12 protein-coding genes are annotated in these 13,620 nt (G+C 65.5%); all 12 read left to right on the forward strand.

Going from position 1 to position 13,620, the window contains the following annotated elements; genetic code table 11:
* The first annotated feature begins 7 nt into the window (after positions 1–7).
* The 12 genes from ACFQND_RS06690 to trbJ all read left to right on the forward strand — a co-directional run bounded on the left by ACFQND_RS06690 (position 8) and on the right by trbJ (position 13,608).
* Positions 8–3,103: an efflux RND transporter permease subunit gene (locus ACFQND_RS06690; RefSeq protein ID WP_235105032.1), complete on the forward strand. Its 3,096-nt coding sequence runs from the start codon at positions 8–10 to the stop codon at positions 3,101–3,103.
* On the forward strand, positions 3,100–3,420 hold the full coding sequence (locus ACFQND_RS06695) for a DUF3240 family protein (RefSeq protein WP_003056157.1): 321 nt from the start codon (positions 3,100–3,102) through the stop codon (positions 3,418–3,420). Before ACFQND_RS06690 ends, ACFQND_RS06695 begins: the two co-directional genes overlap by 4 nt.
* Entirely contained in the window at positions 3,417–4,715 is a 1,299-nt protein-coding gene (locus tag ACFQND_RS06700) for a TolC family protein (protein ID WP_252978783.1), read from the forward strand. Before ACFQND_RS06695 ends, ACFQND_RS06700 begins: the two co-directional genes overlap by 4 nt.
* A gap of 170 nt (positions 4,716–4,885) precedes the next feature.
* Complete coding sequence (locus ACFQND_RS06705; RefSeq protein ID WP_123787501.1) at positions 4,886–5,800, forward strand: LysR family transcriptional regulator; 915 nt, start codon at positions 4,886–4,888, stop codon at positions 5,798–5,800.
* Between the two features lie 26 nt (positions 5,801–5,826).
* Complete coding sequence (locus tag ACFQND_RS06710) at positions 5,827–6,051, forward strand: EexN family lipoprotein (RefSeq protein ID WP_123787502.1); 225 nt, start codon at positions 5,827–5,829, stop codon at positions 6,049–6,051.
* Between the two features lie 215 nt (positions 6,052–6,266).
* A complete protein-coding gene (locus ACFQND_RS06715) occupies positions 6,267–8,270 on the forward strand; it encodes a conjugal transfer protein TraG (RefSeq protein ID WP_123787503.1) in 2,004 nt (667 codons plus the stop codon).
* Entirely contained in the window at positions 8,267–8,731 is a 465-nt protein-coding gene (locus ACFQND_RS06720; RefSeq protein ID WP_123787504.1) for a CopG family transcriptional regulator, read from the forward strand. The genes ACFQND_RS06715 and ACFQND_RS06720 overlap by 4 nt, the downstream gene beginning before the upstream one ends.
* Positions 8,728–9,744, forward strand: a complete 1,017-nt coding sequence (trbB, locus tag ACFQND_RS06725; protein WP_123787505.1) for a P-type conjugative transfer ATPase TrbB — start codon at positions 8,728–8,730, stop codon at positions 9,742–9,744. The genes ACFQND_RS06720 and trbB overlap by 4 nt, the downstream gene beginning before the upstream one ends.
* On the forward strand, positions 9,741–10,133 hold the full coding sequence (locus ACFQND_RS06730) for a TrbC/VirB2 family protein (RefSeq protein WP_123787506.1): 393 nt from the start codon (positions 9,741–9,743) through the stop codon (positions 10,131–10,133). The genes trbB and ACFQND_RS06730 overlap by 4 nt, the downstream gene beginning before the upstream one ends.
* Positions 10,130–10,402 (forward strand): VirB3 family type IV secretion system protein, encoded by a 273-nt coding sequence (locus ACFQND_RS06735; RefSeq protein ID WP_123787507.1) that lies wholly within the window; start codon positions 10,130–10,132, stop codon positions 10,400–10,402. Before ACFQND_RS06730 ends, ACFQND_RS06735 begins: the two co-directional genes overlap by 4 nt.
* A 12-nt stretch (positions 10,403–10,414) precedes the next feature.
* Entirely contained in the window at positions 10,415–12,886 is a 2,472-nt protein-coding gene (trbE, locus tag ACFQND_RS06740) for a conjugal transfer protein TrbE (protein WP_033955072.1), read from the forward strand.
* The gene (gene trbJ, locus ACFQND_RS06745) at positions 12,883–13,608 is read left to right on the forward strand and encodes a P-type conjugative transfer protein TrbJ (RefSeq protein ID WP_123787508.1); all 726 of its coding nucleotides are present in this window, start codon (positions 12,883–12,885) and stop codon (positions 13,606–13,608) included. Before trbE ends, trbJ begins: the two co-directional genes overlap by 4 nt.
* Positions 13,609–13,620 lie beyond the last annotated feature (12 nt).

Raw genomic sequence — 13,620 nt, forward strand, 5'->3', positions numbered from 1 at the left:
ACCACGCATGTTGTCCCGTCTGATTGAATTTTCCCTGCGCCAACGTGCGCTGGTGCTACTCGGCGTGCTGGCTTTGGCAGGTGCGGGCTTGGCAGCCTTCCTGCAACTGCCGATCGATGCCTATCCGGATATTTCCCCCACGCAGGTCAAGCTGATCATCAAGGCCCCCGGCATGACGCCCGAAGAGGTGGAGTCGCGCGTGATCACGCCGCTGGAGATGGAGTTGCTCGGCGTGCCGCAGGGCGTGATGCTGCGCTCCACGGCCAAGTATGCCATCGCCGACATCACGCTGGACTTCGCCGAAGGCAGTGACATCTACTGGGCGCGTCAGCAGGTGGCCGAGCGCTATGGCGGCGTTTCGGGCAGCCTACCCGAAGGCGTCAGCGGCGGACTAGCGCCGATTTCGACACCACTGTCGGACGTGTTCATGTTCACCATCGAAGGCGGTGGCCTCACGCTGAGCGAGCGCCGCGCTCTGCTGGACTGGACGCTGCGCCCGGCCCTGCGCACGCTGGCCGGTGTTGCCGATGTCAACGTGCTGGGTGGAGAAGCCAAGAGCTTTGCCGTGGTGCCGGATCGCGCACGGCTTTCCGCTGCGGGCCTCAGCTTCTCTGATGTCATCACGGCAATCGGCCGCAACAACCGCAATGACGGTGCGGGCCGCCTGGATGCAGGCGAAGACACGCTGATCGTGCGCGCCGAAGGCGCGATCCACACTTTGGACGATTTATCCCGTCTGATCCTGCGCGCGGGGGCCAATGGTACGGCCCCAGTTCGCCTGGGCGACGTGGCCCAGGTGCGCATCGAAGGCGTGACGCGCTATGGCGCCGTCACCCGGGACGGCGCGGGCGAAGCGGTGGAAGGCATCGTGGTGGCGCTGCGCGGGGCCGATGCCTCGGCGCTGGTCAAAGCCATTCGAGCCCGGCTGGACGAGGTGACTCCCAGCCTGCCGCCCGGCGTCAAGGTGGTGCCATTCTATGACCGCAGCACGTTGATCGAGCGCGCTGTGGGCACGGTGGAAAGCGCCTTGCTGGAAGCCACGGTACTGGTCGTTATCCTGCTGCTTCTGTTCCTCGGCGAGCTTCGCGCCGCGCTGGTTGTGGCGGTGATGGTGCCTTTGGCGGCACTGGGCACCTTCCTTCTGATGCGTCTGGTCGGCATGAGCGCCAACCTGATGAGCTTGGGGGGCCTCGCGATCGCCATCGGCATGCTGGTGGACGCTGCCGTAGTGGTGGTGGAAAACGCCGTCAGTCGGCTCGACCCGCACGCGCCCAGTGCGCACCAGCCGCGCCTGCACCGCATATTCGCCGCGGCGCGCGAGGTCGCCATGCCTGTGGCCTCGGGCATCCTCATCATCTGTCTGACCTTCATGCCCCTGCTCACGCTGCAAGGGTTGGAAGGCAAACTGTTTGTGCCGGTGGCGCTGACCATCGTGTTCGCCCTGGGCGTCTCGCTGCTGCTGTCGCTCACGCTGGTGCCGGTGCTGGCCTCGCTGCTGCTCAAGGAACACGCGCACACCGAGCCGTGGGTGATGCGCTGGGCCACGCGCCTGTACCAACCGCTGCTGGAGGCTGCGCTTCACCACCCGCTACGCGCATCGGCGGTCGCCATCGCGGCCCTGACATTGGGTGTGGTGGCCTACCTCGGCACGGGCAAGGCGTTCATGCCGACGATGGACGAGGGCGATATCCTGCTGCAACTGCAAAAGCCGCCGTCCATTGGGTTGCAGCGCTCGCTGGAGATTGACCTGGCGGTGCAGAAGGCCATCGGTGCGGCGGTGCCCGAGGTGCGGCACAGCATCGGGCGGGTGGGCTCGGACGAGCTGGGGCTCGACCCGATGGGCCTGAACGAAACCGACCTGTTCATGCAGCTCGCACCGCGCAAGGATTGGCATGCAGCCGACAAGGACGCGTTGAGTGCCGAGATACGCAAGGTGATGGATGCCTTCCCCGGCCTGGAATTCGGCTTTACCCAGCCCATCGAGATGCGCATCTCGGAAATGCTCACCGGCAGCCGGGGCGACGTGGCCGTCAAGCTGTTCGGCCCTGATCTGCAAACGCTGGGCGATCTGGCGCAGCGCATGGCCGCTCGCATCGAGAAAGTGCCCGGTGCGCGCGACGTGCTCACCCAGGCCAGCGACAGCGTGGAATACCTGCAGGTGAAGGTGGATGCGCAGGCGGCCGGTCGCGCCGGACTGGCCGTGACGCAGGTTCAGGACGAGCTGCGTGCGCAGCTCGAAGGCGTGCCGGCCGGGCTGGTGATCGAGCCGGACAGGCGCACGCCCATCGTGGTGCGCGGGGATGCCCGGCTGCGCGGATCGGCCGAGCGGTTCAAGGACTTGCAGCTCGCCCGTGGCGATCAGGGCGAGATCCCCCTAGCCTCGCTGGCGCGCATCGCCACCACCGATGGCCCCGTGCTGGTGCGGCGCGAGAACGGTTCGCGCTTCGCGCTGATCCAGTCCAGCGTGAGCGGGCGCGATCTGGTCGGCTTCGTAGATGAAGCGCGCGAAGCCGTGGCGCTCGACGTGCCGCTGCCGCCCGGCTACCGCGTCGAATGGGGCGGGCAATTTGAGAACCAGCAACGTGCAGCGGCCCGCCTAGGCATGGTAGTGCCGGTGGCCCTGGGGCTGATTTTCTTCGTGCTGTTCATGACCTTCGGCTCGGTGCGGCAGGCCGCGCTCATCCTCGGCAACGTGCCGTTTGCCATGGTCGGCGGCGTGGCGGCGCTGTGGCTGTCGGGGCAGTACCTGTCGGTGCCTGCTTCGGTCGGCTTCATCGCGCTGCTGGGCATCGCCGTGCTCAACGGATTGGTGCTGGTGACGCACTTCAACCACCTGCATGCGCTAGGCCTGCCCATGGAACAGGTGGTGCGCGAAGGTTCGCTGCGACGGCTGCGCCCCGTGCTGATGACGGCTTCCATCACCGCCTTTGGCCTGGTGCCCCTGCTGCTGGCCAGTGGCCCTGGCTCTGAGATCCAGCGCCCACTCGCCATCGTGGTGATTGGCGGACTGGTCAGTTCCACGGCGCTGACCCTGGTCCTGCTGCCGGTGCTGTACCGGCGATTCGGCCAGGCCATCTCCTCACAACAAGGAGTCCACGCATGAACGGATTGAAAGAAGCGCAACTGGTGCGCCTGAATCTGGTGTTTCCACCCACGCTCGAAGACGCCGTCACCGATGCCCTGATGGCCGACCCGGTGCTGCCAGGGTTCACCCTGTTGCACGCCGAAGGGCATACCGGCGACTTCGCGCGCGCGTCCATTCGCGAGAAGGTTCGCGGCCGTGTGGATCGGCGCGTCATCTGGGTGTTGATCGAATACGAACAACTGGAACAGGTCCTGGCGCATCTGCGCCAGCGCATCGCGTCTAGCGATGTCCGCTGGTGGGTGGAGTCGGTGTTGGCAAGTGGAAGACTGGTATGACGAGTAAAAACAAGGGATGCAGCCTGGTACTACCGGCTGGTGCCGTCATGGTGGCCATTGCGGCCTTGACATTCCATCCCGCGCAAGTGCGCGCCGATGATCTCTCCTGGCTACCTGCGCAGGCGCAAGTCGAAGCGGCGATGAAAACCCAGCCGGTCGTGAATGCCGCAGCCGCTCGCTTGGACGCGGCTGCTGCCACGCAAAGCGCCCTTGAAGCCGGTAGCCACGAGTTTGAACTCAGTAGCGGCCTACAACGTCGCAACGTGACCAACGAAGCGCGTCGCTACAACGAATGGGAAATCCAGCTCAGCCGTGCTGTTCGCTTGCCAAACAAGGCGCGTCTGGATCGGGAGATCGGCAACCGCACCCGCGGCGTGGCCGGTATGCGCCTTGAAGATGCCGAGCACCAGATGGCAAGGCGACTGCTGGAAGTCTGGGCCGGATGGCTGCGCAGTTTCATCGTGGCTGACGAGATGCAAGCGCAGGAAAAGTTGCTTATTCGTGAGCAGGAAGCAATGGCCCGGCGCGTGGCCCTGGGCGATGCCGCGCGGCGGGACAGCGACGTTTTGCAAGCCGAACGCGCACTGCTTGCGGCCCAGGTTAGCGCCGCGCGCGATGCAGAACGGGCAGCACGACAGACGTTGGTGATTGAGTTCCCCGGCATTGAGATTCCCGCACGGCCATCCACCCTGCCAGATCCCGATCCCTTGCCGGGCGGGGTACAGGAGTGGCTGGCGCGAATTGTGCGACAAAGCGTCGAAATCGGCATTGCCGATGGAGAGGCGGCTCGCCTTGCCAAGGTGGCCGAGCGCGCTCGCGCCAACCGCACGCCCGACCCCACCGTCGGGGTACGCATGATGTCTGAACGCGGCGGGGCGGAACGTGTCATTGGCGTTGTCTTGACGGTGCCATTTGGCACGGACTATCGCAGTGCAATGGCCGCCACGGAAAGCGCCAACGCGGCGGCCGCAGAGGCCGAGGCGCTCGGCGTGCGGCGCGCGGTGGAGCAAGGTGCGTGGGTCGCCGTGCAAGCAGCGGATAGTAAGCGCACGCAGTGGCAATCATTCACGCAGGCGCTGGCCGCGCAGACCACGGCCAGCAACCGCACGCGGCGGGCTTGGGAATTGGGAGAGGCCCCCTTGGCCGAATACCTTTTGACGCTGCGCAACCTGCGCCAGACACGACTCGCCGAAGCACAGGTTCGCGTCGATGCGTTGCAAGCATCAGCACTGGTGCGTATCGACGCGCATGCGCTGTGGCATTCCGAGGAGGTGCATATCGATGCCGCTCCGTGAACTCCTATTTCTGCGCATGTCTTTGTTCCTATGCGTCAAAGATGGGAAGCGCCGACGTGTTGTTAGCTGCCATATTGAAGAAATGCTTTCTTCCTGGCACGACAGCGGCGCTTTCTTCTTTAGCCGACTAGCTAGGCAGCGAATTCAATAGCCCAAAAGGAGTGAGCACTATGGAGCTTCGACATCTTCGCTGCTTTCTCATCGTTGCGGAGGAGCTTCATTTCGCTCGCGCCGCTGAACGGCTACATATCGACCAATCCCCACTTTCGCGCACTATCAAGGAATTGGAAGAGGAACTCGGTGCTCGCTTATTCGTTCGCACCACCCGAAGCACTCAGCTAACCCGTGCTGGGCGGCAGCTTCTGGAGCATGTCCCGCGCATTTTTACCGCATTGGATCAGGCCCGTGATGGCGTCAAGTCTGCCGCCAACGGATTTTGCGGCCAGTTGCGCATTGCCTTGTCTGACGGTGTAACTCCCTCACGCTTGCCAACTTTACTGGCGCAATGCCGTGAAGAGGACCCCGAAGTTGAGATACGTCTGTTCGAGGTGCCGCTCGGGCAACAGATCAAGGGTTTGCATGAAGATCTGTATGACGCAGGTTTTTCAATGGCCGAAGACGGAGGCGATGGCATCTTGGTCACGCCCGCCTGGGAGGACGAGTTGATGGTTGCGGTGCCAACTCGCCATTCTCTGCTCGCCCATAAGCGCGTTCCGTTGGAGGAAGTACTACGTCATCCGTTGGTGCTCGGCGACCCAGCAGTATGCGAAGGCCATGCACGGCAAGTCGATCGTTTTCTCCGCAAGCTCGATCAGGAGCCATTGATAGTCCAGCGCGTGGCGACCTTTGACGTGATGATGACATTGGTTTCCGCCGGTTTGGCTTTGGGCCTAGCAGGCGCAGCGCATATAGCTTCTTGTCGAGAGTCAGGCATCGTGGGTCGCCCCTTGGCAGGCAAGCCGCCAATGCTGACAACCTATCTGTTGCGCCGTGATGCCGCACCTTTCGAGATGTTGAACCGATTCATTGAACGAGTCGCCTTTCTTGAGGCAAGGGGTAATCTGAACCTGGCCGAAGATTCCTGACTTACTCGACGAAAGGACTGGGAACCATGAACAAAGTGCTGCTGATAATGGTCATCACCCTAACGGCATGTGGTCAATCTCGACCCTCGGAAACCGTGGACTTCCTTGTGGCCCACCCCGACCGCATCAAGGAACTCCAGCGCCAATGCAAGGAGGATCGCGCAAGGGTCGGCGATGAACTCTGCGTGCGCGCGGCCGAGGCCGCCAATCGGCGCTTCTTCGGTGATCGGCCGGAGCAAAAGACGAAGTAGCGTCCGCCGCTGTTGCTTCGCTACGACGAAGCTCTCGCTACTACCTCCATACGCCGCAACGCGCCCGCGCTCGCGGCGTTTTTATTGTCTTCGCCATTGCAAGAAATCTGGCTTTTTTCGCCTGAATCCCCGCCATAACGGCCTTTGACCGGCACTCCCCACGGCACTGATCCTGATGCCTGCGGCACGTCTATGTGCCGTGCTTGGAGGCTGGGATGCAAGGGACGAACGTGCTGTTCGGTCAGATCGCCGTGGTATTCGGCATCGTGATCGCCGGAGTGTGGGGCGCCACACAATGGACAGCAGCAGCCCTTGGCTACCAGCTACGCCTTGGCTCGCCCTGGTTCGACTTCCTCGGCACGCCGGTCTATCACCCGTGGCGGCTGTTCGAGTGGTGGTTCTTCTTCGACGCCTACGCGCCGCGTGTGTTCGACACCGGCGGCGCCATCGCGGGCGGCAGCGGTCTTGTCGCCGTGCTGGTGGCGATTGGCATGTCGATCTGGCGCTCGCGGCAATCGCGCCTGGTCACAACCTACGGCTCGGCCCGTTGGGCGAACGCGGATGACATTCGCAAAGCCGGCCTCACACAGCCGGCCGGCGTGTTCCTCGGCCAGCATGATCGTCAGTACCTGCGGCACGAAGGGCCGGAACACGTCCTGACTTTCGCACCCACCCGCTCGGGCAAAGGTGTCGGCCTAGTGGTGCCGACGCTGCTTTCGTGGCCCGCGTCAGCCGTCATCCACGACATCAAGGGCGAGAACTGGCAGATCACAGCCGGCTGGCGCTCGCACTTCTCGCATTGCTTGCTGTTCAACCCGACCGATGCGAAGTCGGCGGCCTACAACCCGCTGCTGGAAGTTCGGCGCGGCGCACATGAAGTGCGCGACGTGCAGAACATCGCCGACATTCTGGTCGATCCCGAAGGCGCGCTGGAGCGCCGCAACCATTGGGAGAAGACTTCGCACGCGCTGCTAGTCGGCGCGATCTTGCATGTGTTGTACGCGGGCGAGGACAAGACGCTGCGCGGTGTCGCCAACTTCCTCAGCGACCCGGCCAGCCCGTTCGAGCTGACCTTGCACCGGATGATGACCACGCCCCACCTGGGCGATGGGCCGCATCCTGTCGTCGCTTCGGCGGCGCGCGAAGTGCTCAACAAGTCGGACAACGAGCGTTCCGGTGTGTTGAGCACCGCCATGTCGTTCCTCGGCCTGTACCGCGATCCCACGGTGGCCGAAGTCACCTCGCGCTGCGATTGGCGCATCGCCGACCTGATCGCGGCCGAGCATCCAGTGTCGCTGTATCTGGTGGTGCCGCCTTCGGACATTTCGCGGACGAAACCGCTCATTCGCCTGATCCTCAACCAGATTGGGCGGCGGCTCACCGAATCGCTCGATGGCTCCGACGGCATCGCGCGCCGCCACAAGCTGCTGCTGATGCTCGACGAGTTTCCCGCGCTGGGGCGCCTGGACTTCTTCGAGACGGCGCTGGCCTTCATGGCCGGCTACGGCATCCGCAGTTTTCTCATCGCCCAAAGCCTGAACCAGATCGACAAGGCGTATGGGCAAAACCATTCCATCCTCGATAACTGCCACGTCCGCGTGACGTTCGCCACGAACGACGAACGCACGGCCAAGCGTATTTCCGAAACGCTCGGCACCGCCACCGAGCTGCGCGCGCAGCGCAACTATGCGGGCCACCGGCTCGCGCCGTGGCTGAGCCATCTCATGGTGTCGCGTCAAGAGACGGCCCGCCCGCTGCTGACGCCGGGCGAAGTCATGCAGCTTCCGCCCGACGAGGCGGTGGTGATGGTGTCCAGCGTGGCGCCGATCAAGGCGAAGAAGCTGCGCTACTACGCGGACGCCAATTTCAAGCGGCGCGTGCTGCCGTCGCCCACGCTGACGGACGGACAGTACGCCGACGCGCCGCCGCTGCGCCCTGACGACTGGAGCGGGATGGCGATTCCTGCCGTGCCCGCCGCGCTTGCGGCCGATACCGCCGAAGGCTTCGGCGCCGCAACCGACGACGGCGGCCCGCGCCGTCAGCCCGAACTCTCGCAAACCGTCGCCTACGACCCCGAGCTGGCCGCGCCCGCAGCCGACCTCGGGCTGCTCGATGACGACGACGACCTGCCGCTTCCCCTTCCTCGCCAGCTCGATCCGGCCATGCAGCGCACGGCCCGGCTGGCTTCCCTCGACCCCAACGACGGAATCGAGCTATGAGCCACTACCGCCTGAACCTCTTTATCCAGCCCGAGCACGCCCAGCGGCTCGATGAACTGGCCGCCAAAAAAGGCGTGTCCAAGTCCAGCATTGTCGCTGCCGCCTTGGCGTCCTGGCTGTCGCCGGACGCGGCCGACCAGCGCGAGGCGGCCATCGCCAAGCGGCTGGATCGCCTGTCGCGGCAGGCCGAGCGCCTGGAGCGCGACCAGAACATCGCCATCGAGACATTGGCGCTGTTCGTTCGCTACTACCTGACCGTCAGCACACCGGTGCCCGAGGCGCACCAAGACGCGGCCCGTGCCCAGGGCAAGGCGCGCTTCGAGCAGTTCGTCGAACAACTCGGGCGCCACCTGCTGCGCGGGCGCAGCCTGGTACGTGACGTGGTGGAAGAACTGCATCCCGACCCGATGCGGATGGAGGACGCGGCGGCAGCCGCGCAAGCGCAGGAGCGCGCGTCATGAGCGCCACATCGCTCGACCGCCGCATCCAGATGCTGCGCACGGCGATGGGGCCGCTGATCGCCACTGCGCTCGAAGACCCGGACGTGGTGGAAATCATGCTCAACCCCGATCGCACCCTTTGGGTGGATCGGCTGTCGTCGGGCCGCGCGCCGATGGGCGTGGAGCTGTCCGAAGCGGACGGCGAGCGAATCATCCGCCTCGTGGCCGCCCACGTCGGCGCGGAAGTGCATCGCGGCCAGCCGCTGCTGTCGGCAGAGCTGCCCGAAACGGGCGAACGCTTCGAGGGCATCTTGCCGCCTGCCGCGCCGGGGCCGGCCTTCGCGCTGCGCAAGCGTGCCATCGGTGTGATCCCGCTGGAGCGGTATGTCATCGACCGGGTGATGACCGCCGCGCAGGCAGCCTTTCTCGTTCGCGCCGTGCGCGAGCGCAAGAACATCCTCATCGCCGGCGCTACCAGCAGCGGCAAGACCACGCTTGCTAATGCCTTGCTGGCGGAAATCGCCGCCACCGGCGACCGCGTGCTGGTGCTCGAAGACACGGTGGAACTGCAATGCTCGGCCCGCGACCACGTTCCGCTGCGCACGCGCGCGGGCGTGGTGTCCATGACCGAGCTGGTGCGCTCGTCCATGCGCCTGCGGCCGGATCGCGTCGTCGTCGGCGAGGTGCGCGGCCCCGAGGCGCTGGATCTCATCAAGGTGTGGGGCACGGGCCACCCCGGCGGCATTGCCACGATCCACGCGGGTTCCGCACTGGGTGCGCTGCTGCGCATGGAGCAACTAATTCTCGAAGTGGCGGTGAACCCGCCCCGTGCACTGATCGCCGAGGCCGTGGACGTGGTGATCCACATCGCCGGGCGCGGGCACAAGCGCCGCATCGAGAGCATCGCCCGCGTCGTCGGCTTCGACGACGTGGGCTACCAACTGGCGGACGCGCTGGACGCGCCGTTTCCCGAGCTGCCTTCGCAGTCCGACCTTTCTTCCCCGTCCCTCAACCACTCTGGAGAACTGCCATGACGCAGATGCACATTCCTGCTTTCCGTGTTTCCGTAAATCCGCCCTCGCGGCTGCCGAGGCTGGCCCGGCTGCACAGCCTGGCCCGCCCTGCGGGGCAAGGGCTGCTGCTGTCCGCGCTGCTGTTGTTCCTGGCCGGCACCGCGCAGGCCGCTGGTTCCTCAATGCCGTGGGAAGGCCCCTTGCAGTCGATCTTGGAGTCGATCCAAGGGCCGGTGGCGCGCATCGTGGCAGTCATCATCATCATCGCCACGGGCCTCGCTCTCGCGTTCGGCGACACGTCGGGCGGCTTCCGCAAGCTGATTCAGATCGTGTTCGGCTTGAGCATCGCGTTCGCCGCGTCCTCGTTCTTCCTGTCGTTCTTCAGCTTCTCCGGCGGGGCTGTCGTATGAGCGCCCCGGATAGCTTCGCGGCGGGGTTCGAGGTGCCTTTGCACCGCTCGCTCACCGAGCCGATCTTGCTGGGCGGTGCGCCGCGCACCGTGGCGATTGCCAACGGCACGCTGGCTGCCGCTGTGGGGCTGGGCCTGCAACTCTGGATTCCCGGTGCCGTGCTCTGGATCGTCGGCCACTCGCTGGCGGTGTGGGGAGCGCGCGTCGATCCGCAGTTCATGCAGGTCTTTGCGCGACACATCAAGCATCGCCCGCTGCTGGACGTGTGAGGGGACGCCGCCATGCTGAACCTCGCCGAATACCGCCAGCGGCCTGCGCTGCTGGCCGACTGGCTGCCCTGGGCCGGGCTGGTCGCGCCGGGCGTCGTCTTGAACAAAGACGGCAGTTTCCAGCGCACGGCCCGGTTTCGCGGGCCTGACCTCAACAGCGCCACGCAAAGCGAGTTGATCGCCACGTCAGCGCGATTGAACAACGCGCTGCGGCGGCTGGGTTCGGGCTGGGCGCTGTTCATCGAAGCCGAGCGCTGCGCTGCCGCCGACTATCCGCACTCGGAGTTCCCCGAGCCGCTTTCGTGGCTGGTGGACGAGGAACGCCGCGCAGCGTTCGAGGAATCGGGCAACCATTTCGAGAGCGGCTATCACCTGACGCTGGTGTACCTGCCGCCCGAGGAATCGCGCGCGCGTGCGGCGGGGATGCTGTACGAGAACCGGCCCACCGAAGGCGTGGATTGGCGTGAGCGCCTGCAAGCCTTCGTCGCGGAGACGGATCGCGTCTTTGACCTGCTCGATGGCGTGATGCCGGAAATCGCATGGCTCGATGACAGCCAGACGCTGACCTACCTGCACGCCACCATCTCGACGCGGCGCTATTCGCTGGCGGTGCCCGAGGTGCCGTTCCACATCGACGCGCTGCTGACCGATTCCGTGATGGTCGGCGGCCTCGCACCGATGCTGGGCGACCAGCACCTGCGCGTGGTGTCGGTGCGGGGCTTCCCGACCTCGACCTGGCCAGGGATTCTGGACGACCTCAACCGCCTGGGCTTTGCGTATCGCTGGAGTACGCGCTTCCTGTGCCTGGACAAAGCCGAGGCGGAAAAAGAACTCACCCGGCTGCGCCGCCAGTGGTTCGCAAAAAGGAAGAACGTCATCGCGCTACTGCGCGAAACGATCTTCCAGCAGGAAAGCCCGCTGGTCGATACCGATGCCAGCAATAAAGCCGCCGACGCGGACGCGGCGTTGCAGGAGCTGGGCAGCGATCAAGTCGCCTTCGGCTACCTCACCGCCACGGTGACGGTGCTCGATGCTGACCCAGCCGCAGCCGACGAGAAGCTGCGCATGGTGGAGCGCGTCATCCAGGGGCGCGGGTTCGTGACCATTCCCGAAACGCTCAACGCCGTGGATGCGTGGCTGTCCTCGCTCCCCGGCAACGCCTACGCCAACGTGCGCCAGCCCATCGTCTCGACGCTGAACCTGGCGCACATGATGCCGGTGTCGGCGGTATGGGCCGGGCCGGAGAAGAATGACCACTTGGGCGGCCCGCCGCTGATCGTCACGCGCACCGATGGCGCGACGCCGTTCCGGCTGGTGACGCACATCGGCGACGTGGGCCACACGCTGGTCGCCGGCCCGACCGGCATGGGCAAGTCGGTCTTGCTCGCCACGCTGGCGATGCAGTTCCGCCGCTATCGCGGCTCGCGCATCTTCGTGTTCGACATGGGGCGTTCCATGCGCGCCACGATCCTCGGGCTGGGCGGCGAGCACTACGACCTGGGCACGGATGGCGAAATCGCCTTCCAGCCGCTCGCCCGCATCGACCGCGAGGGCTACCGCACCTGGGCCGCCGAATGGATCGAAGGCCGCTTGCTGCATGAGGGCGTGGCGGTCGGCCCGGACGAGAAGGCCGCCATATGGTCGGCACTCGGCAGCCTCGCCGGTGCGCCGTTGGAGCAGCGCACGATGACGGGCTTGTCGGTACTGCTGCAATCGAACGCGCTGCGTCAGGCGCTCGCGCCCTATGTGCTCGGCGGCGCGCACGGCAAGCTGCTGGACGCCGACCACGACCGGCTGGGCAACGCCGACGTGCAGGGCTTCGAGATGGAGGAGCTGATGCACAGCAAGGCCGCCGTCATGGCCGTGCTGCATTACCTCTTTGCGCGCTTCGATGAACGCTTCGACGGCGCGCCCACGCTGCTGATCCTCGATGAAGCGTGGCTGTTTCTGGATGACCCGGTGTTCGCGGCCCGCATCCGGCAATGGCTCAAGACGCTGCGCAAGAAGAATGTCTCGGTCATCTTCGCCACCCAGAGCCTGGCCGACATCAAGGATTCGAGCATCGCGCCCGCGATCATCGAAAGCTGCGCCAGCCGCATCTTCCTGCCGAACCCGCAGGCGACCGAGCCGCAGATTCGCACGATCTACGAGGGCTTCGGCCTCAACCGGCGGCAGATCGAAATCGTCGCCACCGCGCAGCCCAAGCGCGACTACTACTACCAATCCCGCCTCGGCAACCGTCTGTTCGACCTCTACCTGGGGCCGGCGACGCTGGCCTTCGCGGGCGCTTCCACGCCGCAAGACCAGCGCGCCATTGATGACGTTCTTGGCCGCGTGCCGCCGGACGCCGGCGCACCCGGCTTCGCGGGCGCCTGGCTGCGCCATCGCGGCCTCGATTGGGCGGCCGACCTGCTGCCCTCGTTTCCCGGCCTTGTGCCGGGTTCCCTCCGTACTACCGACCACCCACAGGAGAGCCTGTCATGAAGAAGCGCCTGATCGCCGCCGCCGTCGCGGCCATGCTTTGCACCGCCACCGCCCATGCGCAATGGGTCGTGATCGACCCCACCAACCTCGTGCAGAACACGCTGACCGCGATCCGCACGCTGGAGCAGATCAACAACCAGATCCAGCAGCTCCAGAACGAAGCGCAGATGCTGATGAACCAGGCGCGCAATCTCGCCAGCCTGCCGTCCAGCGTGGTGGGCCAGTTGCGCGCCAATCTGGCGACGACCGAGCGGCTGATCGCCCAGGCTCGCGGCTTGGCCTACGACATGACGAACCTCGATCGGGAGTTCGCGCGCCTATATCCCGAGCAGTACGCCGCCACCGTCAGCGGTGACCAGATGTACCGCGACACGCAGGAGCGTTGGAAGAACACGCTCAACGGCTTGCAAACCACCATGCAGATGCAGGCGCAGGTGTCGCAGAACCTGGGCGAAGACGAAAGCGTGCTGGCCGACCTCGTGGGCAAGAGCCAGTCGGCCGAAGGCGCGCTGCAAGCCATGCAGGCCATGAACCAGTTGCTGGCCTTACAGGCCAAGCAGTCCATCCAGTCGCAGCGGCTCCAGATCACGCAAGACCGGGCGACTGCGCTGGAACTGGCACGGCAGGCGGCAGCCACGGAGCGCGCCCGCGAGGTGCGGCGGCGTTTCCTGGGCGACGGCACGCCGTACACGCCGCAGTCCGTGAACTTCTACGGCAACTGACGGGAGGCCGCC

Source organism: Polaromonas aquatica (assembly GCF_042659145.1).
GTDB lineage: Bacteria > Pseudomonadota > Gammaproteobacteria > Burkholderiales > Burkholderiaceae_C > Polaromonas > Polaromonas aquatica.